General features: G+C 67.4%; 28 protein-coding genes. 14 read left to right on the plus strand and 14 right to left on the minus strand.

The annotated features are described in order from the left end of the window. Window position 1: 1 nt before the first annotated feature. Together B7R21_RS07715 and B7R21_RS07720 are read left to right on the plus strand one after the other, a co-directional pair. Window positions 2-232, plus strand: coding sequence for a type II toxin-antitoxin system Phd/YefM family antitoxin (locus tag B7R21_RS07715; RefSeq protein ID WP_116282672.1), 231 nt, complete (start codon window positions 2-4; stop codon window positions 230-232). Further along, window positions 229-624, plus strand: a complete 396-nt coding sequence (locus B7R21_RS07720; RefSeq protein ID WP_116282673.1) for a type II toxin-antitoxin system VapC family toxin — start codon at window positions 229-231, stop codon at window positions 622-624. Before B7R21_RS07715 ends, B7R21_RS07720 begins: the two co-directional genes overlap by 4 nt. A gap of 35 nt (window positions 625-659) precedes the next feature. On the opposite strand, the gene B7R21_RS07725 is transcribed toward B7R21_RS07720, so the two are convergent. From B7R21_RS07725 to B7R21_RS07735, 3 genes are all read right to left on the minus strand, one after another. Further along, the gene (locus B7R21_RS07725) at window positions 660-1070 is read right to left on the minus strand and encodes a DUF779 domain-containing protein (protein WP_116282674.1); all 411 of its coding nucleotides are present in this window, start codon (window positions 1068-1070) and stop codon (window positions 660-662) included. Window positions 1071-1080: 10 nt separating this feature from the next. Continuing rightward, a complete protein-coding gene (gene exaC, locus B7R21_RS07730) occupies window positions 1081-2604 on the minus strand; it encodes an acetaldehyde dehydrogenase ExaC (protein WP_116282675.1) in 1524 nt (507 codons plus the stop codon). Window positions 2605-2707: 103 nt separating this feature from the next. Continuing rightward, complete coding sequence (locus B7R21_RS07735; protein WP_116282676.1) at window positions 2708-4075, minus strand: helix-turn-helix domain-containing protein; 1368 nt, start codon at window positions 4073-4075, stop codon at window positions 2708-2710. A 112-nt stretch (window positions 4076-4187) separates the two neighbouring features. Between B7R21_RS07735 and B7R21_RS07740 the strand changes: the two genes are divergently transcribed. Beyond that, window positions 4188-4559: a hypothetical protein gene (locus B7R21_RS07740; protein ID WP_216364172.1), complete on the plus strand. Its 372-nt coding sequence runs from the start codon at window positions 4188-4190 to the stop codon at window positions 4557-4559. An 8-nt stretch (window positions 4560-4567) separates the two neighbouring features. On the opposite strand, the gene B7R21_RS07745 is transcribed toward B7R21_RS07740, so the two are convergent. Together B7R21_RS07745 and B7R21_RS07750 are read right to left on the minus strand one after the other, a co-directional pair. Next, entirely contained in the window at window positions 4568-6031 is a 1464-nt protein-coding gene (locus B7R21_RS07745) for an MDR family MFS transporter (protein WP_116282677.1), read from the minus strand. A gap of 63 nt (window positions 6032-6094) precedes the next feature. Next, complete coding sequence (locus B7R21_RS07750) at window positions 6095-7054, minus strand: hypothetical protein (RefSeq protein WP_116282678.1); 960 nt, start codon at window positions 7052-7054, stop codon at window positions 6095-6097. 123 nt (window positions 7055-7177) lie between these two features. Here B7R21_RS07750 and B7R21_RS07755 point away from each other — a divergent pair, with 123 nt between their 5' ends. Continuing rightward, complete coding sequence (locus B7R21_RS07755) at window positions 7178-8590, plus strand: glucose-6-phosphate dehydrogenase (protein ID WP_116282679.1); 1413 nt, start codon at window positions 7178-7180, stop codon at window positions 8588-8590. A 41-nt stretch (window positions 8591-8631) separates the two neighbouring features. Here the strand turns inward: B7R21_RS07755 and B7R21_RS07760 are convergent, their stop codons facing one another. Further along, on the minus strand, window positions 8632-9288 hold the full coding sequence (locus tag B7R21_RS07760; protein WP_116282680.1) for a hypothetical protein: 657 nt from the start codon (window positions 9286-9288) through the stop codon (window positions 8632-8634). Window positions 9289-9489: 201 nt separating this feature from the next. On the opposite strand from B7R21_RS07760, the gene B7R21_RS07765 reads away from it, so the two are divergent. Then, window positions 9490-10731, plus strand: a complete 1242-nt coding sequence (locus B7R21_RS07765; RefSeq protein ID WP_172592094.1) for a D-alanyl-D-alanine carboxypeptidase family protein — start codon at window positions 9490-9492, stop codon at window positions 10729-10731. A gap of 70 nt (window positions 10732-10801) precedes the next feature. Here B7R21_RS07765 and B7R21_RS07770 read toward each other — a convergent pair whose 3' ends face one another. Further along, window positions 10802-11659, minus strand: coding sequence for a DUF2071 domain-containing protein (locus B7R21_RS07770; protein WP_116282682.1), 858 nt, complete (start codon window positions 11657-11659; stop codon window positions 10802-10804). Further along, window positions 11656-12054 (minus strand): metalloregulator ArsR/SmtB family transcription factor, encoded by a 399-nt coding sequence (locus B7R21_RS07775; protein ID WP_116282683.1) that lies wholly within the window; start codon window positions 12052-12054, stop codon window positions 11656-11658. The genes B7R21_RS07770 and B7R21_RS07775 overlap by 4 nt, the downstream gene beginning before the upstream one ends. 116 nt (window positions 12055-12170) lie before the next feature. Between B7R21_RS07775 and B7R21_RS07780 the strand changes: the two genes are divergently transcribed. Beyond that, the gene (locus B7R21_RS07780; RefSeq protein WP_116282684.1) at window positions 12171-12848 is read left to right on the plus strand and encodes a hypothetical protein; all 678 of its coding nucleotides are present in this window, start codon (window positions 12171-12173) and stop codon (window positions 12846-12848) included. Between the two features lie 60 nt (window positions 12849-12908). Here B7R21_RS07780 and B7R21_RS07785 read toward each other — a convergent pair whose 3' ends face one another. After that, window positions 12909-14375 (minus strand): LCP family protein, encoded by a 1467-nt coding sequence (locus tag B7R21_RS07785; protein WP_253259697.1) that lies wholly within the window; start codon window positions 14373-14375, stop codon window positions 12909-12911. A 166-nt stretch (window positions 14376-14541) separates the two neighbouring features. Between B7R21_RS07785 and B7R21_RS07790 the strand changes: the two genes are divergently transcribed. Beyond that, entirely contained in the window at window positions 14542-15615 is a 1074-nt protein-coding gene (locus B7R21_RS07790; RefSeq protein WP_116282686.1) for an LLM class flavin-dependent oxidoreductase, read from the plus strand. A 160-nt stretch (window positions 15616-15775) separates the two neighbouring features. Further along, on the plus strand, window positions 15776-16084 hold the full coding sequence (locus B7R21_RS07795; RefSeq protein WP_116282687.1) for a hypothetical protein: 309 nt from the start codon (window positions 15776-15778) through the stop codon (window positions 16082-16084). On the opposite strand, the gene B7R21_RS20635 is transcribed toward B7R21_RS07795, so the two are convergent. After that, on the minus strand, window positions 16085-16999 hold the full coding sequence (locus B7R21_RS20635; protein ID WP_253259698.1) for a BLUF domain-containing protein: 915 nt from the start codon (window positions 16997-16999) through the stop codon (window positions 16085-16087). A 150-nt stretch (window positions 17000-17149) separates the two neighbouring features. Between B7R21_RS20635 and B7R21_RS07810 the strand changes: the two genes are divergently transcribed. From B7R21_RS07810 to B7R21_RS07820, 3 genes are read left to right on the plus strand one after another with little or no spacing between them, the layout of a single operon-like run. Then, a complete protein-coding gene (locus B7R21_RS07810; protein ID WP_116282688.1) occupies window positions 17150-17461 on the plus strand; it encodes a hypothetical protein in 312 nt (103 codons plus the stop codon). Between the two features lie 44 nt (window positions 17462-17505). Next, on the plus strand, window positions 17506-17916 hold the full coding sequence (locus tag B7R21_RS07815) for a hypothetical protein (protein WP_116282689.1): 411 nt from the start codon (window positions 17506-17508) through the stop codon (window positions 17914-17916). Next, the gene (locus tag B7R21_RS07820; RefSeq protein WP_116282690.1) at window positions 17913-18149 is read left to right on the plus strand and encodes a DUF1059 domain-containing protein; all 237 of its coding nucleotides are present in this window, start codon (window positions 17913-17915) and stop codon (window positions 18147-18149) included. The genes B7R21_RS07815 and B7R21_RS07820 overlap by 4 nt, the downstream gene beginning before the upstream one ends. Window positions 18150-18293: 144 nt before the next feature. On the opposite strand, the gene B7R21_RS07830 is transcribed toward B7R21_RS07820, so the two are convergent. From B7R21_RS07830 to B7R21_RS07845, 4 genes are all read right to left on the minus strand, one after another. After that, window positions 18294-19070 (minus strand): hypothetical protein, encoded by a 777-nt coding sequence (locus B7R21_RS07830; protein ID WP_116282692.1) that lies wholly within the window; start codon window positions 19068-19070, stop codon window positions 18294-18296. Window positions 19071-19120: 50 nt separating this feature from the next. Then, window positions 19121-20050 (minus strand): helix-turn-helix domain-containing protein, encoded by a 930-nt coding sequence (locus B7R21_RS07835; protein ID WP_116282693.1) that lies wholly within the window; start codon window positions 20048-20050, stop codon window positions 19121-19123. A 509-nt stretch (window positions 20051-20559) separates the two neighbouring features. Continuing rightward, window positions 20560-20964 carry a DUF1801 domain-containing protein gene (locus B7R21_RS07840; protein ID WP_116282694.1) on the minus strand — a complete coding sequence of 135 codons (405 nt, stop codon included), beginning with the start codon at window positions 20962-20964 and terminating at the stop codon, window positions 20560-20562. 26 nt (window positions 20965-20990) lie between these two features. Continuing rightward, window positions 20991-21536, minus strand: a complete 546-nt coding sequence (locus B7R21_RS07845) for a MarR family winged helix-turn-helix transcriptional regulator (protein WP_116282695.1) — start codon at window positions 21534-21536, stop codon at window positions 20991-20993. 214 nt (window positions 21537-21750) lie between these two features. Between B7R21_RS07845 and B7R21_RS07850 the strand changes: the two genes are divergently transcribed. From B7R21_RS07850 to B7R21_RS07860, 3 genes are all read left to right on the plus strand, one after another. After that, a complete protein-coding gene (locus tag B7R21_RS07850) occupies window positions 21751-22404 on the plus strand; it encodes a hypothetical protein (RefSeq protein WP_116282696.1) in 654 nt (217 codons plus the stop codon). 104 nt (window positions 22405-22508) lie between these two features. Beyond that, complete coding sequence (locus tag B7R21_RS07855) at window positions 22509-23402, plus strand: signal peptidase I (protein ID WP_172592095.1); 894 nt, start codon at window positions 22509-22511, stop codon at window positions 23400-23402. Then, complete coding sequence (locus B7R21_RS07860; RefSeq protein WP_116282698.1) at window positions 23399-24274, plus strand: LamG domain-containing protein; 876 nt, start codon at window positions 23399-23401, stop codon at window positions 24272-24274. The genes B7R21_RS07855 and B7R21_RS07860 overlap by 4 nt, the downstream gene beginning before the upstream one ends. Window positions 24275-24291: the final 17 nt, after the last annotated feature.

The following is a 24291-nucleotide window of genomic DNA, read 5'->3' on the forward strand; positions in this document are numbered from 1 at the left end:
CATGACCGAGATGGTGAATGTGCAGGATGCCAAGACGCGACTGTCGGAGATTCTGAGCCGAGTGGAGCTCGGTGAGGAATTCATCCTGGCGCGCGGCGGCAAGCCGATCGCGACGCTGCGGGCGGTCGAGCCTGCGCCCCGACGGGAGCTCGGGTTTGCCCCGGGACCACCCCTGCCCGAGTCGTTCTGGGAGCCGATGAGCGAAGAAGAACTCGCCGAGTGGGGCGAATGATGCGCCTCTTGCTCGACACCCATGCGGCGTATTGGGCGATCCGAGAACCAGACCGGATCCCTGTCGCAGCACGAGAACTGCTCTCAGACCCCAAGAACGCGCTTCTGGTGTCGGCGGTCACGCCGTGGGAGCTCGGGATTGAGTTCCGCAAGGGCCACTTTCCCGAGGCAGGGCCTTTCCTGGCTGCTTTGCCGCACCATCTCGACACATTGAGGGCATCCGAGTTGCCGATCACGGCTGAGCATGCTCTGGTGACCGCCCAACTCGACTGGACGCACCGCGACCCGTTCGACCGGATGCTCGCCGCGCAGGCGATCGTCGAGAACGCGGTGCTCGTGACCGCTGATCGCGCCTTCGCCGAACTCGGTGGCCTGAGGATCGCGTGGGGTTGAGTCCGGAGCGAGCAGGCCGCCGGTTCGGCGGACAGCTACTGGAACGGCAGGGCCGAGTCCATGAGCTTCGAGCGGATCAGGAACCGCACGCCCTCCGGCGCCTCCACCGAGAAACCGCTGCCGCGACCCTTCACGACGTCGATCGTGAGGTGGGTGTGGCTCCAGTAGGCGAACTGTTCGGCCGACATCCAGAAGTCGATCGTCTGCGGGGGAGCCCCGGCCGGGGCGATGTCGAGCACTCCGAGGATCACGTCGGCGTCGGAGGTGATGAAGTCCCCGGCCGGGTAGCACATCGGTGAACTGCCGTCGCAGCATCCGCCCGACTGGTGGAACATCAGCGGGCCGTACTGCTCCCACAGTTTCCGCAGCAGCGTGACGCTGACATCGGCCAGCGCGACGCGCGACTGGGTCTCGTGCGGCACGGTCACCGCGGCATCGACAGGCATCCGCGCCGGCTTAGAAGAAGCCGAGGGCGTTGTCGCTGTACGACACCAGCAGGTTCTTGGTCTGCTGGTAGTGGTCGAGCGCGAGCTTGTTGTTCTCCCGGCCGATGCCCGAACTCTTGTAGCCACCGAACGCAGCGCCGGCAGGGTAGGCGTGGTAGTTGTTGATCCACACCCGGCCGGCCTGGATGTCGCGGCCCGCACGGTAGGCGGTGGTGCCGTTCCGCGACCAGACGCCAGCGCCCAATCCGTAGAGCGTGTCGTTCGCGATGGAGATCGCGTCGTCGTAGTCATCGAACGAGGTCACTGCGACGACCGGGCCGAAGATCTCCTCCTGGAAGATGCGCATCTTGTTGTTGCCCTCGAAGATGGTCGGCTGCACGTAGTAGCCCTCCGACAGGTCGCCGCCGAGGTCGGCGCGCTCGCCGCCGAGGCGGAGCTTCGCACCCTCCTGCTTGCCGATGTCGAGGTAGCTGAGGATCTTCTCGAGCTGGTCGTTCGACGCCTGCGCGCCGACCTGCGTGTCGGTGTCGAGCGGGTTGCCCTGCACGGCCTTGGCGGTGCGGGCCGTCACTGTGTCGAGGAACGAGTCGTAGATCGGCTTCTGGATGAGCGCCCGGCTCGGGCACGTGCAGACCTCGCCCTGGTTGAAGGCGAAGAGCGTGAAGCCCTCCTGCGCCTTGTCGTAGAACGCGTCGTCCTGGTCGGCGACATCCTTGAAGAAGATGTTCGGCGACTTGCCGCCGAGCTCCAGCGTGACGGGGATGAGGTTCGCCGACGCGTACTGCGAGATGAGTCGACCCGTGCTGGTCTCGCCGGTGAAGGCGATCTTGCGGATGCGCGGGCTCGACGCGAGCGGCTTGCCGGCTTCGACGCCGAAACCGTTGACAACGTTGATGACTCCGGGCGGCAGGATGTCGCCGATGAGCTCCATCAGCACGAGGATCGAGACCGGGGTCTGCTCCGCCGGCTTCAGCACCACCGTGTTGCCGGCGGCGATCGCGGGGGCAAGCTTCCAGACGGCCATCAGGATGGGGAAGTTCCACGGGATGATCTGGCCGACGACCCCGAGCGGCTCGTGGAACTGGTACGCGACGGTGTCGTTGTCGAGCTCGGCGTGGTCGCCGTCCTGGGCGCGGATGGCGGCGGCGAAGTACCGGAAGTGGTCGGCTGCGAGCGGCAGATCGGCGTTCAGCGGTTCGCGGATCGGTTTGCCGTTGTCCCACGTCTCGGCGACGGCGAGAAGCTCGAGGTTCGCGTCGATCACGTCGGCGATTTTGTTCAACACGGCGGCGCGGTCGGAGGGGGAGGTCTTGCCCCAGGCGGGCGCGGCGCTGTGCGCGGCATCCAGAGCCTTCTCGATGTCTTCGGCGGTGCCGCGGGCGACCTCCGCGAACGGTTTGCCGTTCACGGGTGAGATGTCCTCGAAGTACTGGCCCTTGACGGGTTTGGTCCACTCGCCGCAGATCCAGTGCTCATAGCGGGGTTTGAAGGTGACTTTCGCGTCCGGGGTTCCGGGAGCTGCGTAGATCGTCATTTCGGTGATCCTTCGACGTCGTTGTCTGTGGGGGCGCGGGTTCGGCCTCTCTGATGCACGTTACGCAGGGGGAGGTTGCAGAAAGGTTGCGAAAGGTTGCGCTTCAGGCCCCGGCGAGTTCGGCGTCGATGTGTTCGATGCGCGACACCACGGATGCCCGTTTCGGCGAGTGCGCCGGCAGCCGCTGCAGGCAGGCCAACCACACCTCGCGGTCGTACGCGCACTCGTCGGAGCGGGCGTACCCCAGCAGAACGTCGGCCGAGGCATCCGTCAGCAGCGACTCTCGCACGTTCGCGCTTACCTCGCGACGGATCTCGACGACGCCGGGCGCCTTCGACCCCGCCAGCACCTCGCCGGCGTACGCGCCGAGAGCCACGCGGTGCGCCCCTCGTTCGAGGAAGGCCAGCACGCGGTGCGCGTCGAGCTCGAACGGTACCGGCAGGCGATAGGGCCGCGAGAGGGGCGCAAGGGAGGGGTCGAGGTCGACAAGCACCGCACGGAGGCGCACCAGTTCCGCCCGCACCGTGGCGACCGAGTTGTCGGCGACATAGAGCTTCTGGGCGAGCTGTTCGGCCGAGAGCCCGTGCCGGTTCCAGGCGAGCAACGTGAGGATCTCGGAGTGCCGTGCGCTCAGCTCGATCGCGCGACCGGCGAACGCCAACCGCGCGACTTCCCGGCCGAGCACACTGACGAGCGGAGCATCCGTCGCCTGCGGCCGCGGGGGAGTGGAGACGGCCGGCCGCAGCGTGCGATGCGAGCGGGCGGGAGTCAGCTGGTGGATGCGGAGCTCGGCTTCGGCCGCCGCGACCGCCGCCTCGAGCAGGGGCAGCGTCACCGGGGAGACGGCGTCGTCGCCTCCCGTGATGTCGATGACGCCGAGCACATCGCCCGTCGACGGGTCGTGCACCGGCACCGCGGTGCAGCTCCACGGGTGCACGATGCGGTTGAAATGCTCCGCCCCGCCGATCTGGATGCTGCGGTCGAGGGCGAGCGCAGTGCCGGGTGCGCTCGTGCCGACGACCCGCTCCGACCAGTTCGCGCCCTCGACGAACGCCATGCCCTCCGCGCGGCGGCGGAGGTCGCGGTCGCCGTCGATCCAGAGCAGGCGGCCGGCCTGGTCGCCGATCGCGACGATCAGGCCGCGCTCGAAGGTGTGGGCGATCAGCAGGCGGTGGATGACCGGCAGAACGAGGGCGAGGGGGTGCTCGCTGCGGTACTGCCGGAGCGCCTCGTCGTCGAGGTCGAACGCGGGCGCGAGGCGGTCGGGGTCGAGGTTCGACTGCAGGGACCGTTGCCAGGACTCCTCGACGAGGCGTCGCACACCGGCGACGTGCGAGACCCCGGCGCCGACGATGACGTCGTGTGCGTGCTCGGTGGACGCGCGGGTGCCGAGTCGAGCACTGTCGAGTCGACCAGTGCCGGGTCGACCGCTGTCGAGATGACCGCTGTCGAGGTAACCGCTGCCGGCCACTGTGCTCCGATCGTCGCTGATCTGCCCGGGGGATGAGGGATTCCCAGAATACGCCCATCGGGCCCGCTCCGGCTGGGAGAACGGCAGAGCGCCGTACCGCTAGGGTTCTGGCATGGTCATCAGGCTTTTCGACAGCGCCACCGCCACCGCCCTGTCACAGATCCTCCCGATCATCCTGCTCGCCCTGATGGTGGAACTCCGGCGCACCAAGATCCACCGGCGCGGCCGCAACCAGCGCCGCACGCGCACCCTGATGGGGGTGTTCTTCATTCTGTTCGCATCGATCGAAACGATGCTCGTGCTGTCGATCGACGGCCGGACCTACCCGTTCCAGTTGAGCGACCTGCTCGCGGCGCTGATCATCTTCGCGCTGCTCATCATGCTCTTCGTGCTGACGTTCCTGCCCGAGTTCGAGGAGGATCACCGGCGCCGCCACCCCCGCGGGTCGACCGAGCACAGGGATGCCGACAACCCCGACCACTGAGAAGGGGTCTAACCGGCGACAGCCACTCGTCCGTCGGAGCGCAGCCGGGCATCCGGCATCGAGGCGGCCGCAGCAACAGTGGCGACGGCGCACACCAGAACGGCGATGAAGGCCGCGCCTGAGGCTACGGCGACTGTCGCGGGATCGCTCGTTCCCCCGCCCCCGGGATGACCGGCATAGATGCCGTTCGCAATTGCTCCGAAAACGGCCACCCCGAGCGCGCTGCCGATCGACCGGGCGAAGAAGTTGGTGCCGGTGACGACGCCGCGCTCCTCCCACGGAACGCTCGATTGGGCGGCGATGAGGCTGGGCGTCGCGACGAGGCCGAGGCCGAGGCCGATCACGAAGCAGCTGGCGGCGACGACCAGAAGGTCCGGGCGGGGAGCGGAGAGCGCGAGGCTGAGCGCGCCAGCGACGGCCAGCACCATGCCGATGAGGATGGTGCGCTTGAACCCGATCCGGAGATAGAGGCGACCCGACTGCGAGGCGGCGAGCGGCCAGCCCAGGGTGATGGCGGCGACCGCGAGACCCGAGACGACGGGGGTGATGTGGATGGTTCCCTCAAGGTAGGTCGGAACGAAGGAGGTGACTCCGAGGAGGATCGCTCCCACCCCGAGCGAAATGAGGGTGGTCGTCAGCAGCAGGCGTCGGGAGAACACCCAGAGCGGCAGCACCGGTTCGGCCGCGCGCCGCTCGACCAGCACGAACACCACGAGCAGCACGCCGCCGAGGGCAAAGGCGCCGATGCTCTGGATCGAGTCCCACGCCCAGGCCTGTCCGCCTTCGAGAGCGGCGAGGATGAGGGCGCTGAGAGCGACGGTCAGCACGGCCGACCCCGCGTAGTCGATGCGGTGCTTCGTCTTCTCGATCTGTTCGTGGAAGCGGCGGAAGATCATCCATCCCGCGATGACGCAGAGCGGGACGTTCACGAAGAAGATCCACCGCCACGAGACGAACTCGGAGAAGAGACCGCCGAGCAGGGGACCCGCCACGGACGCGATGGCCCAGACGCTCGCGAGGTAGCCCTGCACCTTCGCGCGCTCCTCGACGGAGTAGATGTCGCCGGCGATGGTGACGGCCATCGGTTGCACGGCCCCGGCCCCGAGACCCTGCACGACGCGGAACGCGATGAGGGCGGGCATGCTCCAGGCCAGCCCGCAGAGGATCGAACCGGCGAGGAACAGGCCGATGCCGAGCAGGATGATCGGCTTTCGCCCGAATGTGTCGCTGAGCTTCGCGTAGACCGGAACCGAGACGGCCTGGGCGAGCAGATAGATCGAGAAGAGCCAGGGGAACTGGGAGAACGAGCCGAGGTCGCCGACGATCGACGGCACGCTCGTGGCGAGGATGGTGGCGTCGATCGCGACCAGGCCGGTCGAGAGCATCAGCGCGATGAGGAGCGGGCCCCTTTCGGAGCGGAAGCCGACGCCGTCTCTGTGCCGGTTCGTGACCGGTTCGCTGGTGGTGCTCATGGGTAGCTCAAGCGCCGAGGGGCGCTGGATATTTCCTTGTCGTGAAACAACGGTGTGCGCGGGTCAGGAGCAGGCGATCGGCACGCCCGTGACGGGGTCGTTGCAGACGACGGGATTGAGGGGGAGCGGTGGCGGTTCCACCCAGGTGAGGGTCGGCGGCGGGAAGGTCACGAAGGTGCCGCCGGAGCCGGAGCCGGAGCTGCCGGACGAGCCTGAGCTGCCGGACGATCCGGACGAGCGTTGGCGAGCCGCGGCCGTCTCGGCTGCGGCGGTGGCCGCGTCGGCTGCCTGCTGGCCCGCGGCCTGGCTGGCGGTCACGGCGTCAGCCACACCGACGAACGCGGTGAGGGCCGCCCCGAGGTCGGTGGATGCCCGTGCCCGGGTCGCCTCGGCCGACGCCGCCAGTGCATCGGTGCTGGCGCTCGCGGCAGCACGGGTCTCGTCGCTCGCCAGCGGAGAGGCATCGAGCAGCGCCCGGCCGTGCGCGACGACGGAGTCCGCGAGGTCTGCGAGTGCCGTTCGTGCGGCGGCGGACTGGGCATCGAGCGCCGTCGCGGCATCCAGAGCCTGCTGCGTCTGCTGCTGGAGGTCCGCGCGCACGCTGTCGAGGGCGGCGGTGTCGGCGCGGATTCCCGCAGTGGTGGTGGAGTCTGTGCTGACGGCCGTGAGGGTGGTCAGCGTGTCGGAGGTGAGAGGCGCCACCGCGGGGACGGCCGTTGCCGCAGCGCTTCTCGCTGCCGTGAGCACTGCCTCGTCGGAGTAGGGCGTGAGCGCGTCGGTCACGGCCTGCAGCTGGGTCGCGACGAGCGACGCGTCGGCCGTGCTGGCCCCGAGGGTCGCCGAGGCGGCGGTGTGGGCATCCTGAGCCTCGTCGAACACCACCACCGCGGCGATCCGTGATGCGAACGCGGCGTCGTGGGCGGCGCGGCCGTGATTCAGGTCGGCGACCGTTCCTACCGTGATCACGACGGCGAGGGCCGCGATGAGCGCAAGAGTGCTGAGACGCTTCGACCTCGGTGTCATGGTCATCCTCGTGCCCCCCGGCATCAGCGGGCGCAGCCGTGCGTCCCGGGTACAGGGTAACCGACCGCCGCGGGGTTCGTCAGGCCCCGGCGGGGCGCGCTGCCGGGGAAGTACGCTCGATCTATGACGACGTCGAAGACCCTTCTCATTCTCGGTGCCAGCGGTGACCTGACCGAGCGACTCCTGCTGCCGGGTCTCGGCAGTCTCGTGGGCGGGGGAGTGGATGCTGACCGCGAGCTGATCTCGGGTCTTCGCATCATCGGTTCCGGCCGTTCGGAGCGGAGCCGCGACGAATGGCAGAAGACCGTGAAGACGGCGTTCGACGGGGTCGAGGCGAAGGGTGCCACGGCAAACGCGCTCGTGAAGGACGCCGACTACGTGGTCGGCGATCCGACGTCGAAGGATGACCTCACGAAGATCCTCGAAAGCGTCGAGGGTTCCCTGGTCGTCTACTTCGCGCTGCCTCCCGCGATCGTGTCGGAGGTCATCCAGACCATGGCCTCCGTCGATCTGCCCGAGGGGACCGTGTTCGCCCTCGAGAAGCCGTTCGGATCCGACTCGCGAAGCGCCGCGACGCTGAACCGGCACCTGCTGAAGCTCGTGCCCGAGGAGCAGATCCACCGGGTCGACCACTTCCTCGGCATGTCGACGGTGCTCAACATCCTGGGCCTCCGCTTCGTGAACCGGCTCGTGGAACCGATCTGGAACAACCAGAACGTCGAGAAGGTCGAGATCGTCTACGACGAAGACCTCGGGCTCGAGGGGCGCGCCGGGTACTACGACAACTCGGGGGCGCTGATCGACATGCTGCAGTCGCACCTGCTGCAGGTGCTCTCGATCGTGGCCATGGAGGCGCCGACGCGTATCGACCCGGTCGACTTCCGTGCGGCGACGGCTGCGGTGCTGCGTGCGACCTCGGTGTGGTCGGGTGCTCCGATGCTGCCGGGAACGGATGCCGTGAGCCGCCGTGCGCGGTATGGCGCCGGCACCGTGGGACGGCGGACGATGCCCGCGTATGCATCGGAGGAGGGCGTGGACCCGTCGCGGGAGACGGAGACGCTCGCCGAGATGGTCGTCGAAGTGAACACGCGGCGCTGGGCGGGCGTGCCCTTCGTGCTGAGGTCGGGCAAGGCGATCGGCTCGCCCGTCAAGCAGGTGGTGCTGACGCTGAAGCCCGTCGGTTTCGTGCCGGCCGGGCTGACGGGTTCGGAGTCGCGGGAGCGGATCGTCGTCGGCCTGCGCCCGCCGACCCTCACCTTCGAGCTGACGTTGAACGGTGACGGGGATCCGTTCAGTCTCGCCCGGCACGATCTGACCGCGACCCTCGACCCGTCGCCGCTGACGGCCTACGGCGAGGTGATGCGCGGCGTGCTCGGCAACGACCCGACGCTCTCGATCCGGGGCGATGTTGCTGAGACGTGCTGGCGGATCGTCGCGCCGGTGCTGAACTCGTGGAAGCGCGGCGACGTGCCCCTCGAGGAGTACCCGGCCGGCTCCCAGGGCCCGCGCGCCTGGTCGCGCGACGTGGCGGAATAGCCCGCCGCCCCCCTTTCCTCTCGTCCTCTCCGTGGGCACGCTCAGAAGCTCGTTTCCCGTTCTCCGCGGAGAGTGGCTGCGCGGCCGCTGATGATCGACGGTGCTCGTGAGTGGGCGGACACGAATCGCGCGGCCTCGGGAGAGAGCGCGTCGAGAATCTCGACAAGGCGACGGTGGTCGAACAGCAGGTCGCGGGCGAAGATCGGTTCATGGTGCGCGACGCGGTTTCGAAGTCTTCGCAGTCTCTCGAGTGAGAGGTGCACGTCCGATCGTCTGCCCGCATACCTGGCGAAGTTTCCGGCAAGGGCCGGCTGCCAGAGCGAGGCGTGGTAGCGATTCGAGACGAGTCCTGTCCAGAAGCCGAGGCTCAGTTCCGCTACGACGTGGCCCGTCGTCGAAGCGTCCCCGTATCTGCGGCGGACAGAAGAAACCGCCCGAGACACCGTTCGGGAGTCCTCATCGGAGAGCACAGCCTTCGTCCACCACTCTCGGCATTCGAAATGTGCGCAGAGTGACTCATTCAGGGCGTTGCGCACAGCGATCTCCAGCACGTGGAATCCGCCCCAGAAGCTCGCCGAGACTTCGATGTTCCACGCGTACAGCCTGAGGGCCATTTCGGCGCTGTCATCACAGACCGTCAGGTACGTGCCGAACCGTTCGCCCCCCACCACAGGGCCGAGATCGAACGGGATAGCCACGGAATTCTCGCTTCGGTTTGAGGTCGATGGTGAGGTTTGCTAAGGTCTTCCTGTATGCCCCGGACGGAACGTGAAAGCGTTGGCGCGCCGGGGCCATTACTTTTTCCGACCCGACCTGAAGATGACCATATCTCATGTTCACGGGGAGGTGCGCCGGAACCGGTCCTCGGGCCTGCAACGTTGCTCGCAGAGAGTCGTTGGGTGAAGACGACCTCCAAGCTCGTGAATTTTCTGGGGGTGGCGGCCGTGGTGGTGGTGCTGGTGGCCGGATGCTCGGCAGGCGTGCCCGCGGCGACGAAGACGAGCGCCGCCTCGACTGCGGTGGTCGGCGTGGCGGCGGCAGCCGAAATCCCGGTGGGGGTGGCGGCCGCCCTGCAGTTCCCCGAGTCGGGCGCGGGGGCGGTGGGCATCGCAGCGCCGGACGGGTCGGTGCGTCTCCTCGGGCAGGGCGGTGACACGGGCACGCGGCCGATCGCGAGCATCACGAAGGTGATCACTGCGCTCGTGGTGCTGAGCGAGCATCCACTCGCCGGCGTCGGCGCAGACGGCACCGCAGACCACGGCCCGACGATCACTCTCGGCCAGGCCGACCTCGACATCACCGAAGAGGTCGAGAAGCAGGACCAGTTCGTCGAACCCGTGTACGACGGCCAACAGGTGACCCTGCACGATGCGCTCGCCATCACCCTGCTGACGAGCGCGAACAACTGTGCGGAGTCGGTGGCACGCTGGGCGTTCGGTTCCGAAGACGCCTACCTCGCCGCGGCACGTGCCTGGCTGGCCGCGAACGGGCTCACCCAGACGACGCTCGCCGATGCGAGCGGGCTGGATCCGGGCAGCGCGAGTTCGACGGCCGACCTCCTGCACGTGGCGGCCCTGGCGCACGCGAACCCGGCGCTGCTCGCTATCGCCGGAATGGCGACCTACGACCAGCCCGGTCTCGGCACGATCTCGAACCAGAACATGCTGCTGGGCGAGAACGGGGTCGACGGGCTCAAGACCGGTTTGACCAGCTATGCGGGGTTCACCCTGCTCACCTCCGCGGTCGTGACAGTGGGCTCAGAGCGGCTGACGCTGGTCGCGGTGGTGCTGGCGACGCCGTCACTGGATGCCCGCTTCGCATCGACCCGCGCGCTGCTGGCCAGCGCCCGGGCGGGTCTCGCCGAGGTGCCGCTCGCGGTGGCCGGGCAGCTGTTCGGCACCTACACTCTGCCCGACGGCCGGGTCGTCGACGCGGTGGCTGTGGCCCCTCTTTCAGCGATCGTGTTCGGCGATGAGGCGGTGACGACGACGGTGGCTCTGGATGACCTGCCCTCCGACCTCGTCGCAGCGGGTCCCGGCGAGGATGCCAGCGTCGCCGGCGCCTCCGTGGGCACGGTCTCGTTCGCGGTGGGTGGGGCGACACTCACGGCGCCACTGGCTGTCGACGCTCTGATCGGCTAGCCGCACTCGGCGCTGGTGTGCGCGAATCACCACAGGCGCGGGCCCAGCCCAGCCCAGCCCAGCCCAGCGACTATTCCGGCCCGGTGAGGCTGCTGGCCTGAAGTGTGTCGAGGTGCAGAGAGCCGGGAACGGGTGACGGACTGGCTGCCAGACCCGGCGTGAGGTTCCGTTCGGGAGCGCTCCAGGTGACCGGCACGCCGCGCATCAGGAGCACGCTGTCGAGTGTCGCCGATCCGGCGGGCAGCGCGTCGAAGAAGCTCGACCGTGCGGTCAGCGGTGTCACGCCCTCGATCCGCCACGCTGAGGTGGAGAGGGTGAGCCCCTGCAGTCCGCCGTCGCGGGCCGGCGACCAGCCCGTGCTCCCGGCGCGGAAGAATTCCGACGCGTCGTCGAGACTCGGGAACAGGGAGCTCCGCCAGGCTCCGGATGCGGGCCCTCCCGCGCTCGGATCCACCGCCGCCCGCTCATCCCCTGTCGTCGGCACCGGCGCCGGCACGGCCACCTCGACGTCGACGGTCACCTCTCTCGAGCGCATCCCCACGTGCATCCGGTCGCCGGACTCCTCGCTCACGAACCGGGCGTGGCGATGGATGCCCGGAAACACTCGTTCACCCGCCGCCACCGCCAGCCACGAGGCGCTGTGGCGCTCGGGAATGTACACGCCGGTCGCCCGGCCGCCAGGGGTGTCCCACTCGACGGCGATGCGGTGCGCGGCGTTCTCGGCGCGCCAACCGATGCGGGGCCGCACGACTGCCGGCCGAAGGTCGCCGAGGCGGATCAGGCAGATACCCGCGACGGCGCTCCCGTCGACGAGTTGCGGGCGGAGTTCCGCGGGCAGCAGTGCCTGGGCGACCCGGGGGTCGACGCGGTAGTTGATGAGGAGGCGGCGCTCGATCGTGGCCGAGAGGTCGGGCATCCGGAGCCTCATGCCGTGGCAGCCTTCGCGGTCGGAACCTTCGCACCCTTGACGACGGCGGGCGCCGCCTTCGCGCCCTTCCCGCCCGCCGGCTTCGACTTCTTCGACGGCTTGCGGATGCTCCGCAGCACGAGCTGCTCCGGACAGACGCTCGACAGGAAATCGCCGACAGAGAGCGCCAGCCGTTCGCCGACCAGCGAGTAGAGGATGCGGTTCGAATCGCGCCGTTCAGTCACCAGCCCGGCCGCCTTCAGCACGGACAGATGCCGGGAGATCGTCGGCCCCGAGGCCTGGAACCGGGCCGCTATGTCGCCGGCAGCGAGCTCCCCGTCGCGCAGGTCCTGCAGGATCTGGCGCCGTGTCGGGTGTGCCAGGGCGGAGAAGATGTCGCTCACGGTCTCTTGCATGCTCGCAATCTAGCACAGGTGCTAATTAGCACGCTAGCTACAAGACACTCGAGCCTCTTCAGGCAGCGTGTCAGTGCAAAGATGACGATACATCGAATTCGAGGTAAGCTCGACTCATGGAGACCACCTCAGAACCCACTGTGATCGTCGGCCGGGTGGGCCGGCGGTACACCAATGCCCTGACGATGACGTTCGTGGATGCGCCGGGGCCTCCGGTGGCGACGGTGCGGCAGGGCGGAGCAGGCGGGTTCGGTGGAAAGTTCGCCATCGCACTGGGACTCCGCAACCACGGGCCTGGCCGGCACCTGATGCAGACGAGAGAGGGTGAGCGCGTGGTCACGGAAAGCGGGTACAACTCCCCGTCCACGATCGAACGGGGCGGATCACGGATCGCTACGGTCACCTGTGGCGCCACCACCACGGTGACAGGTGCGAACGGAGCGGTGGTTCTCACCGTCGAACCCGATCCCGACCGGGCGAGCACTCCCGACGTCGACCGGATGCTCGTGCGGGGCGACGGGGGCGATCCGGTTGCGCGCGTCGACGTGATCCTTGCGAAATCGGGATGGAACGTCGGCCCCGCCGAACTGCTGGGATTCGGCCTTGCTCTGGCGACCGAGGGGCTGGGTGTCCTGGTCGGCAACGGCACGCCGAGCGGCGGCAGTCTGCCGATCCGAATCCACGGCACGCGGCTCGTGCTGGCAGGCCCGGTGCCAGAGGAACGACGTGACCTGCTGCTCGGGCTCTGCGTCGACCTCGCCGTCGGCGGTCGCTCCTATGTCGCCACCGTCTGACCCGGCGTGGCCACCGTCTGGCCCGCGCTCGCGGCGCGAAGGTGGGGCGATGCAGCCCGGTCAGTTGATGCAGGCGCCCTGCGCGTAGCTGGTGCCGGGCGTGGAGGGAGTCGGCGCGGGGGTGTCACCCGGTGCGGCGGGTGCTGCGGGTGCGTCGGAGGCCGCCGCGGCCGGATCTGTCACGGCGATGCCGTCCGAGCCGAGAATGACAGTGACATCCGACACGTCCGAAGACTCCTCGACCGACGCGCCGGGAAGGTAGGCGGCGACCGCCTTCGCGTCACCCTCCTTGCCGGCCGCGTACTGGATGACCGTCGTGGCCCGGGTGTCGGCAGATGCCGGGGTTCCGGTGCCGAACCCGAAGCCGGCCAGCGCATCCGAGGCTGCGGCAGCGACCCCGTCGGCGTCGCTCCCGTTCAGCACGGTCACGGTGACGTCGCCGGGCGCCGAGGCCGTGGCGGTGTCGTAGGCCGAGGCGCTGGCGGGAGCATCCGGAGCCGCTGTGCCGAGGATACCCGCGATGAAGCCGGGCATCGCAGCCGTGTCGACAGCGACAATCGACACGTCGTTCCCGTCGACCTCGATGGTCGGCGTGCCGGTGATCGGGATCGTCGCCGAGCGGATCTTGTCGGCACTCAGACCGCGCATCTGCGTGGCGAGGTCGATGATGTTGAGCCCCGGATCGGTCTCGACCGACGAACTGATGGCATCGAGCACACTGCCGAGCTTGACCGGGTTGAGCAGGGTGCCGGCTGACAGGATCTGGCGCGCCTCGACCGAGAGGAAGTACTGCTGCCGCACCTGGCGATCGAGGTCGCCATTCGGCAGGCCGTGGCGCTGGCGCACGAACGACAGCGCCTGCGAGGCGTTCAGCGCCGAGACGCCGGCGGGCAGGTCGATCGCTGAGAACGGGTCGTTCACCGCTTCGTTCAGGCACACCTGCACCGGCCCGAGCGCATCGACCACGTTGTAGAAGCCGAGCAGCGAGACGCGCACGAAGTGGTCGATCGTCAGCCCGGTGAGGTTCTGGATGGTCGTGATCAGCAGCTGCGCCCCGGCGGCGTCGTTCCCGCCATCCTCGACTCCGTGGATGAAGGCCGAGTTCAGCTTGTCTTTGCCGTAGCCGGGGATGTCGACCCAGGAGTCTCGGGGGAGGGAGATCATCGTGGCCGAGCTGCCGTCGGCCGGCAGGTGCACCACGATCATGGTGTCGGTGCTGGTTCCACCGCCATCCTGCTCGGTGCCGAGCTGGGCGAGTTGCTCGGGCGTCGCGTTGTCGGGTCGGTGGTCGTCGCCGACCAGCAGGATGTTCTGGTCTCTGCCTGTGGTGTTCGTGCCGCCCGGAATGGCGTCGATGTGGTTGATTCCGCCGACGAAACGCTGGTAGTTGTACACCACGTACCCGCCGGTCGCGACCACCGCGAGCACGACGGCGATGACGAGCCACCGGGTGGCGACCTGTCGGCGTCGCCGGCGCCGGCGCTGTTCGGGCGTCAGGATGCGGCGGGGTGTGGTGGCAGAAGTCATCGGAGCGAGCATAGGCACCGTGTGCTGTCGAAAGCCTGAGCGACCCGGCAGTTCCGCGGAATTCGCGGGGGGAGGATGCCGGGAATACCCTGCCTCTGAGATGGTTGTACTGCATGCAAACGCATAGACGTGCGGTGCAGAGACAAAAGGATGGCAGGGTTTCGTCATGACCGAAGCAGTGGGAACAGACCGCATCGAGTTCGGACTCGACACCTTCGGGGATGTCACGAACGCCCCGAACGGTGAATCCGTCACGCAGGCGCAGGTGATCCGCAATGTCGTCGACGAGGGCGTGCTGGCCGACCAGGTGGGCCTCAGCTTCTTCGGCGTGGGCGAACACCACCGCGAGGACTTCGCGGTCTCCGCCCCCGACGTGGTGCTCGCCGCCATCGCGGGACGCACCACGAACATCCACCTCGGCTCGGCCGTCACCGTGCTGAGCTCCGACGACCCGGTGCGTGTGTTCCAGCGGTTCTCGACGCTCGATGCGGTGTCGGATGGTCGTGCCGAGGTCATTCTCGGGCGCGGCTCGTTCACCGAATCCTTCCCCCTGTTCGGCTACGACCTCAGCGACTACGAGAAGCTCTTCGAAGAGAAGCTCGAGCTGTTCACCGAGCTGCTTCAGGAGAAGCCGGTCACCTGGAGCGGCACGACCCGTGCACCGCTCACGAACCAGTCCGTCTACCCGGTCACCGAGAGCGGCTCGCTGCGTACCTGGGTCGGCGTCGGTGGCAGCCCGGAATCTGTCGTGCGCACCGCTCGCTACGGGCTGCCCATGATGCTGGCGATCATCGGGGGAGCATCCGCTCGCTTCGCGCCCTACGTCGACTTGTACAAACGCGCCATCACGCAGCTCGAACTGCCGATGCAGGCCATCGGCGTTCATTCGCCCGGCTACATCGCCGAGACCGACGAGCAGGCCAAGAACGAGTTCTTCCCGCATTACCAGTTGATGCACGCGCGGATCGGCGCGAGCCGGGGCTGGCCGCCCCTCACCCGCCAGCAGTTCGAGGGCGAGGCCACCCCGAACGGTGCGATCTATGTGGGGTCGCCTGAGACGGTGGCGAAGAAGATCGCCGCGACGATCGACGTGCTCGGGGCGAACCGGTTCGACCTGAAGTACAGCGCGGGCACCCTGCCGCACGAGAACATGATGCGGAACATCGAGCTCTACGGCACCCGGGTGGTGCCCCGGGTCGAGGAGCTGCTCGCCGAGTCCCGCGCGGCGCTCACGCACTAGCGGCGCCGGCTGCGCGGACCGACCGTGCAGCCGCGCACCTGCACAGGGAGGCGCCGGAAATCAACCCGTCGCACGGGGCGGGGCCCGATCGGTACGGTGGATGGCGTCCCACAGAGCGCTCCCGCAGGGAGGCGCTGATGCAACAGAGAGAAGGAACACCGTGAACACGAGCACACTTGTCAGCCACATCAACGAGGCCCTGGCCGCGCACGGCGGCGGACCCCTCGTCACGACGAGCACGAAGGATGGCGACGACAGGAGCACCGTTCTCGGCAAGCTCGGCGGCCACGATGTTCGAGTCGAGTTCGAGGTCACCAGCGGCAAGCCGGATCCCGGTCACTCCGTCGCCCTGTTCGACGAGCGGAGCGGTGAGCAGGTCGGCCGCGGTGACAGCGGAGCCACGTTCGTCGACGCGATCACGAAGTACAGCTGGAACGGCGCACTGATCGACCTCGGGCAGAACAGCTAGTCAGGCGACGCTCGCCCGGTACCAGGCGAGGAGCTCGCGGAGTGCGGGGAGTGATCCGCCTCCCGGCTCGTCGCGGGCGAGATCCTCGAAGGTGCGGCGATACCCCGGGATGTCGTCGACGGCCTCGTCGTCGATGGGCCGGAACCCCATCGTCCAGTCCGGGAACTGGCGAACGGAGATGTCCTCCTCGATCAGAACGGTCAGGCGCGTGTGCCGGGGGTCGGCGCGGATGACCGCCATGCGGTCCTCGATCGTGTCGGAGGGTCCCTCGAGAACCTGCAGGAAGTGACCCTCCCTGTGCACGAGCATGCCCGTCAGGCCGAGGCGCGCGTTGTTGGCCCGGCTCTTCGTCAACAGCTCGGCGAGGTGGTCGGAATCGAGCGCGGCGACGGCGACGCTGGAGTACACGATCGACTGCAGCTGGGAGGCATCGACCGATTCCCTGAGCGAGGTGAGGAACGCGACAACTGTCGCGGCGTCGGCCGGATCGAGATCCCGGGCAACCCGGATCATTCGTTCGTGCGTCTCGTCGAAGCTCCGGGTCATCGCTTTCCCGGAGGCCGCCGTGGGAACGATGATGAGGGCGCGCCGGTCGAAGGGGTTCGGTTGCCGGACGAGATGACCGCTCCTCTCGAGCCTGTCGAGGAGCACCGTCGTCGATGCGCTCGAGATCCCGAGGTACGCGGCCAGTTCCTTAGCGCCGACGCTGTGGCCGGCACGGTGCATGCGGAGGAGGTAGCGGAGCGCGAGAAGGTCGGTCTCGCCCATCCCGAGAGCCGCCTGCGTGCGGCGCTGCAGCGCTGCCTCCGCGGCGCTGTAGGCGCGCACGGCGTCGAGCACCTCGATGCTGCGCTGGCGCTGGGCGTAATCGTCGAACGGGTGATGCTGTGCGGCCTCCGCCGCTTCACTGGACATCACGCCAGCCTAGACGATCAAGAAGCTAGACGTACTAGCAAATTTTGTTCGAACGAATGCCGTCAAAAGCAAGTCCCCCGGGCCGATTCGTGCGATCAAAAGAATTGCTAGAGACTCTAACTAAGAGTTCCTCTAGTGAATGAGACAGACATGACCATCGACATCCTTCCTGCTGCCCGTTCCCTCGATCTCCACGTTCTCTGGATCCGTCCCGACACCGATCTGTGGGTGGCGCAGGGCTCGGGCGAGTTCATCGGCATGGTCGAATTCGTCGACGGTCACTTCGTCAGCACGGATCGTGGCAGCCGAGTCATCGACTCTTTCAGCGACCTCCCCGCCGCCCGCCAGGCTGTCGTCAACCACGCCACGATGCTGGACTCCTTCGCCAACCCGGGTTCGAGGCGGGCGTCGGCGCGGCGCGGCGCGTCGGTCTCGGCGCGCTTCCTCCGCCGCACGTCTTAGCCCACACCCCGGCAGCGCGCCCGGCGCGAGCGCACGGTGAGGCCGTGGCGACGGCAGAGGCAGGCCAGGAGCAGTTCGACCAGCAGCGTGCTCGCCTGGCCGCTGTGGTGGTGGACCGTCTGAGTCCCAACGAACGGGTGGCCCTCGTGCTCCACGAGTCGTTCGGGTTCGACTTCGACACCATCGGTGACATCCTCGAACGCGGACCGGCCGCCGCACGGAAGCTCGCATCCCGGGCGCGAGCCAAGACCGCCGGAGCGGAGCCCGGCGGGCGCATCACCGACCAGCGGATCGAGGGGCGAGAGGCCATCGCGGCATTCTTCAACGGCAGTGCTCACGCGGCCCTGCCCGTCTTCATCGGGGGCCGACCCGGGTTCGCCTGGTTCCAGCGGGGTACGCCCGCCGTGGTCTTCGACTTCAACGTCGAGAGCGACGGCAGGAGAAGAAGAACATGAAGACAATGACCTGCAGCAGCCTCGGCGGCCCGTGCGAGCTCGAACACCGGGCCGAAACCGCAGACGACATCATCAAAGCGCAGGACAAGCACCTCAGGGAAGCCGTCAAAGCGGGCGACGGGTCCCACGCCGCGGCACGCGAGGCGATGAAGGGGCGGTGGATGCATCCCAAGAAGTCGCTCGACTGGTACAACGGCGTCAAGCGCGCCTACGCCGAACTCCCCGTGAACTGAGCGGCGGTTCCTCAGGCGCCGGTTCCCGCCACGGCGGGGCGCAGGTGAACATCGACGCCTTCACCGACACCCGCTGGATCACCATGCGCCGGGAACCCGGGCAGTACCCGCTGTGAGATGCGTGCGTGCCAGACGCCGTGCGTCTCAGTCGGTCTCGGCGAACACGACGATCTCGTTGGTGGCCTGGTCGTAGACGAACTGCAGGGCGGCCGGGCCCGGGAACGCTGCGCGGAGGTCGGCGGGGTAACCGTCGGAGTCGGGCCTGAACTGCACCATCGCAGGGAACCGTCCGGCAGCGCACCCACCCAACGCCTGCCCCGAGAAGGAACCGGAGGATGCCTCCCGCATGTCGGCCTCGCTGAAGATGCTGAGGCACGAATCGTTCGAGCTGCCGCCGATGGCGAAGAACCCGGCTGTGGTGATCACCGTCCGGAGTCCGTGGAACTCTTCGAACCCGATCACCTCACCCGCACCCGCAGAGAAGAAGGCGGGGGTCTGATAGCCCTCGTCGAGCTGCAGTCGCGCGACTTGGGTGGCGCCCGCCTGGAGCGGATCGACCTGCACCCTCTGAACCAGAGTCACTGCCGTCAACACACTCACGATGACGACGAAGACACCGATTCCGACGAGCACGCTCGACCGTCTCGCGTGCCGAACGGCTCGGTACGCCCTCTCCGGCCACGACGGGATCCGCTCAGCCGGGCTCTGGGGCGGCTCGTCCCCGGCCGGGGCGGACGGAGCGTTCCGCTCCACCGTGGGGCCCGGGTCGGTTTGCGGCCGCTCCGGTATCTCGTGCCGCTTCGCCTCGCCCTCCAAGTGGCGGAGTCGGCCCAGTGCCTCCGGATCGTCGTGAATGTCCGCGGCGGGCCCGTAGGCTCTGTTCCGCAGTGCAGAGAACTCGTCGTCATTTCCCCCGGGCATACTCACGATCCTCCCACTACCCGGGCCAGGTTCACATCGGCAAGAAGTGCTCAGTCGATGCCGTTGAGAAGCTGGGAGGGGGTGGCGCGCAGTTGGCGCGGGGTGAGGCCGTAAGCGGTCTTGGCGGCGTGGCGGAGCTCTTTCAGGCTCATTCCGACAAGGTATGCAAGCCCGGCGAGGGACTCGGGCGGGGTCCCGGTGTGCAGTGCGGTGATCGCGGCGGTCAGTCGCTCGTGTGTGATTGCCGCGCTGACCGTCTGGTCGTGCTTGGCGAAGCTCCGTTGCAGCTGCCGAAGCGACACGTTCATGAGGCCGGCGAGTGTGCGCGGATCCAACTCCGGATCAGAGTACTGCCGCCGAATGATGATGAGGGCCGTCTCATAGAGGTCGGGAACGGAGCGACGGACCGGTTCAGGCGTGGTGCGGGGCAGCAGCGCGGTGATGAGATCCGCGATCAGGGTTCCGGTGGGGTGCCCTGCGGGGAGGGACGCGGACGCAGGGTCGCTGGTGAAGGTGTGGAGGAAGGCGAGGGTCGGTGTCAGGAGCAGGTTCCGGGAATCGATCCGCCCGGTGCGGGTCGGGAGTGTCGTACCGTGTCGCTCGAGGACCCGGTCGTGCAGCCCGATTCCGATGAACCGGGTCGGCACCGGGATTTCGCCGGGGACCTGCGACCAGCCGGGTACCCAGCCTGCTGAGCCGGCCTTGAAGATCTCCGGGATGGAGGTGTCGTTGAGGATGAAGAGGCCTTCGGCGATGAAGAAGACGGTTGTGTAGTGCTGGTCATCGGTGCGGGCCGGGCTTCGGGGAGTGATCACGCAGGGGGACTGAAGGGTGTCTGACACGATCACGTCGTCGAACGTCCATCTCCGGCCCTGGTACCGGAATGTCCCGGGCCCGACACGGTCGACGTTCCACGGTGTTTCGCGGACCGCCTCCGGCCCGCCCTTCGACCATGACTCCGCCCGGATGACGACACTCATCTGCAACTCCCACTACACCGGGGTGTGGTGACCCCTCAACCTGCACCCAGTTGTCCTATGGTACAGAACCTGCATCCGAAGTGCGGAGCCGTGCAGGATGAGCGCGGCACGGCATCGGATGGAACACGAGTGCCGTGCCGCCGGCAGGGGACGACCGTCGCCTGTTCCTAGCAGGCGTCAGCCGCAAACCCCCCCCACCTGTCAGCTCGAACAACCCGAAACCTGCTCTGAGCCGACCCTCCAGTTGTACCTCACAGAGCTTCATGAGGCCAGCACCCCCCGTACGGGTCGCCCCATTTCTGGGTGATGGACCATGGGCGCATCCAGCGAATATGCTCGATCTGCAGGCCGAAAACTGCTGCTGGCCATCCGGTGTTCCTAGCACCCACGCCAGCCCGACTCCGGTTACCCGAGCCCTCTCGCCCGAATGGGCTCGGGTGGCTGCGCTCGGGGACGTACCGCCCCTGGCTCCCCGACCAGCGGAGTCTGAACCGAATCGGCGCTTGGATCTACCGTCTCGTGCCACCGATTCCCTGCACGGAGGCGATCTGCCGCATCCAGGTGGCGATCAGATCTTCGTCGAGTTCTGCCCGTGTGGCGATCTCGACGCCCCGTGTCGCTTTGCCCATCCCCACCGGAGTCACCGGTGGAACCGGATCGAGCAGGGTGACTCCGTTGATGAACATGAGCTTGACGTGGCCGGCGAATCCTCCGGAACTGAAGCACCATCCCTCGCCGACGCCGTAGTAGGCCATACCCCATTTGACGGATCTCTCCAAGCGCGGAAGTGTCCTGGCGGCCAGCTTGTCGATGGCCTCGGCGATTTCACGCTGCGGCTGCGGGAGACCGGCGATGTAGGTGAAGACCGGTTTGTCTCCCACTGCTGCCTTGGCGGGGCTGGCCCTGCCCGTCATCGTGTCGGCCTCGTCGAGGTCGTGGGTCAGGCGTCTTCGGCGATCTTCCGGATCCTGTCGGTGATGATGCTGGTGATGTGGGTCACTGTTTCGGTGAGTTGTTCCGGTGTCAGGGTGGCATGGGTGCTGACCCCTTCTGCCGCCAGTCGGGTGTAGGTGCTGATGACCCAACCGGCCTGGCTCTGCCCGTGAGGGGTTGGTTCGATGAGAATGCTCCGCCGGTCGTCGGGGTTCGGGATGCGGTGTACGAGGTCGACGTTCTCGAGCCGGTCGATCATCGCTGTGGTCGCTCCGGTGGTGAACCGGAGGGTCGCGGCAAGTTCCTTCGGTGTGGTGGAGCGCTGTTCGGCGATGAACATGAAGGCGTCGTATTCGTTGTGGGTGAGGCCCAGGTGGTCGGCGAACCCGGTGCGGAGCTTCCGGTGCTCGACATCGAGCAGGTGAAGCGCCGACGCATACTCGTCGACCCCGCTCACCGGGAGGGTCTTCTTCGCGATCTTTCGCGGGTTGCGGGTAAGAGCGACAAGGGGTGACGGTTCGGCAGAGTCGGTTTCGGGGCTCAGGAGGGCCATGGGTGCGGCAACTTTCAGTTGAATTTCCGCTGCTAGGAACAGGGGAGTTCGTACGAGCATAGGTTTTCGGATTGGTCCTGCGTGTCCCCCAGAAAGAGGGGTTTACATTTGGAATAGATCTTCTTCATAATAAAGGTGCTTGCCGATAAAGTAGATACCCGCCGGGTGTTCTCAGGCGCAACACACAACCTTCTTTCACCCTTGGGGATCACACATGTCCAGTCACGCTTCTGCTTCGAAGAACAAACGCCGCCGTTTCGCACCCGTCGCCCTCGGCGCCGGAGTGCTCGGTGCTGTGCTTCTCTCCCTCAGCCTCACGGGCACGATGTCGGGCTTCGTCGCGAGCATCACGAACTCGCAGAACACGGCAGCGACCGGCGCTCTCGTGATGCAGGAGCAGAACTCCGGCGCCACGGTCACCTGCCTCAGCACCGACGGCGGCAGCGTGTCGACGAACGCCGCGACCTGCGCCACGATCAACAAATTCGGCGGCAGCTCGACCATGACGCCGGGCAACACCGTCACGACCCCGATCACGATCAGGAACATCGGCTCGGTCGCGGCGACGACGTTCACCCTGACCTCCGGTGCAACCTGCACGCAGACGAACTCGGGTTCCCTCAACGGTACGGCGACGGATCTCTGCTCGAAGATGAACATCGTGATCACCTCCGGCGCTACGACGGTGTTCAGCGGAACCCTCGCCTCACTTGCCGGCGGCACCTCAGCGAAGTTCACGATGCCCACCGCCCCGGCAGCTGGCATTGCGGTTCCATTCTCGTTCGCTGTCACCCTCGACTCTGCCGCGGGTAACACGTACCAGGGTCTGCAGGCTTCCGTGCCGCTCACCTGGTCCTTCAGCAGCTAACACTCCCGGAGTCCTCCACGCGATCGCGGGCTGCCTCAGAACGGGGCGGCCCGCGATTCCCGTTCCACCACTCAGAACAACCATCAGGCGAAGGGAGTGAACCCGTGACATCCATCCGAACGAACCGCCGGGGTTCCCACTCCGGGCCCCGCCAGTGGTTCCCGAAACAACCCCCGCTGCCACGACCGGTGCGAGTTCTCCTGGTCGCTGCAGCCACCCTCCTGGCCGTGGTACTTCTCGCCGCCCTTGTCTTCTTCCTCACCGGTGGCCGCTGGTTCGTCGTGCAGACACCGTCGATGGGCGAAACCGCGCCCGTCGGCACGCTCATCCTGACCACCCCGACGAACGGGCAGGTCGCCGTCGGTGACATCATCACCTTCCGCCCCCCGAGCTCCCCGACCGAGATCTACACCCACCGGGTCATCCAGATCAGCGCCGACGGTGCGATCAGTACCCGTGGCGACATCAACGGCGCGACGGACCCGTGGCAGCTGGCCACGACCGACATCATCGGCCACGCGGCCGTCGTTCTCCCGATGGCGGGCTGGTTCGTCAAGGCTGTGCCGATCGTCACGATCGGCACTCTGCTGGTCTGGCTGGTCACGTCGCTGTTCCGGTCTCCGACCACCCGCTCCGCACTCCGCATCGCCGGTGTCTCCCTGGTCGTCTCGGTCGCCGCGTACATCCTCCGGCCCCTGATCGGCCTCGTCGTGCTCAGCACCACCGCCGACACCACCGGCGCCGACGCGACCGTCGTGTCCACCGGGATCCTCCCGATCAGGGTGCAGGCCGTCGGCGGGAACCACACCGATCTCGTCGCCGGACAGGTCGGAACCCTGACCGTGCCGAGCCTGCTCGACACCAGCCAGTACCACCTCGCCTCCGCCCTGAATCTGTCCCTGATCGGCTGGATCATCCTGATCGCGGTGTGCGCAGTACCCCTACTCTGGACGCTCATCGTCGGCCTGCCGTCGGACGCCGAGAACGGCGCCGCATGACCGGCAACGCCGCGCTGGGGGGCCGCCTGACGAAACGAGGACTGACGATGGGTGTCGCTCTGGCCCTGTTGTTGGCGGGCGTGTTCGGTGTGACGGCATTCACCCCGGGAACGAGCTCGGCGTACACAGCCAGAATCACCAACAACACCGACACCGCGGCCACGGCAGCGTTCTTCACCTGCACCGCGGCGGCGACATCCGACAGAGGGTCTTCCGTCTTCCAGTACTACCTCAACGAGGCCAGCGGATCGGCTACCGCGTCGGACAGCGACGGGAGCGCCTCCAACGGCACCTACCGGGGCACGATGACGTCCAGCACCACCACACCCATCGCCTGTCCCAGGGACACCGGCGGCGCGTACACGCTGAACGGGTCGAGCAGCTTCATCTCCACGGCGACCGCCGCCAACAACCCGACCACGTTCAGCGAAGAACTCTGGTTCAAGACCGGAACCGCAGGTGGTTTCCTGATGGGTCTGGGGGACGCCCAGACGGCGCAATCCAACAACAAGGACCGGGTCATCTATCTGAACACCTCCGGCCAACTGAACTTTGCGACGTACAACGGCGCAAACCAGGTCATCACCAGCCCCGCTTCATACGCCGATGCGAAATGGCACCACGTCGTGGCCACCATGTCAGCCGGTACGGGAATGCGCCTGTATGTCGACGGAGTTCTCGTCACCTCCAACACGGCTTTCACGACCGCGCAGAACTTCAGCGGCACCTGGCGGATCGGCTACGACAGTCTCGTGGGCTGGCCGGCTGCGCCGACGAACTACTACTTCACCGGGTCGATGCGGTACGCGGCCGTCTACTCCGTCGTGCTTAGCCAGACCCAGATCACCAACCACTACAACGCGGGAAAATAGCTCTCCGCTCGAGCCAC

This window comes from Subtercola boreus, from assembly GCF_003399625.1.
Taxonomy (GTDB): domain Bacteria; phylum Actinomycetota; class Actinomycetes; order Actinomycetales; family Microbacteriaceae; genus Subtercola; species Subtercola boreus_C.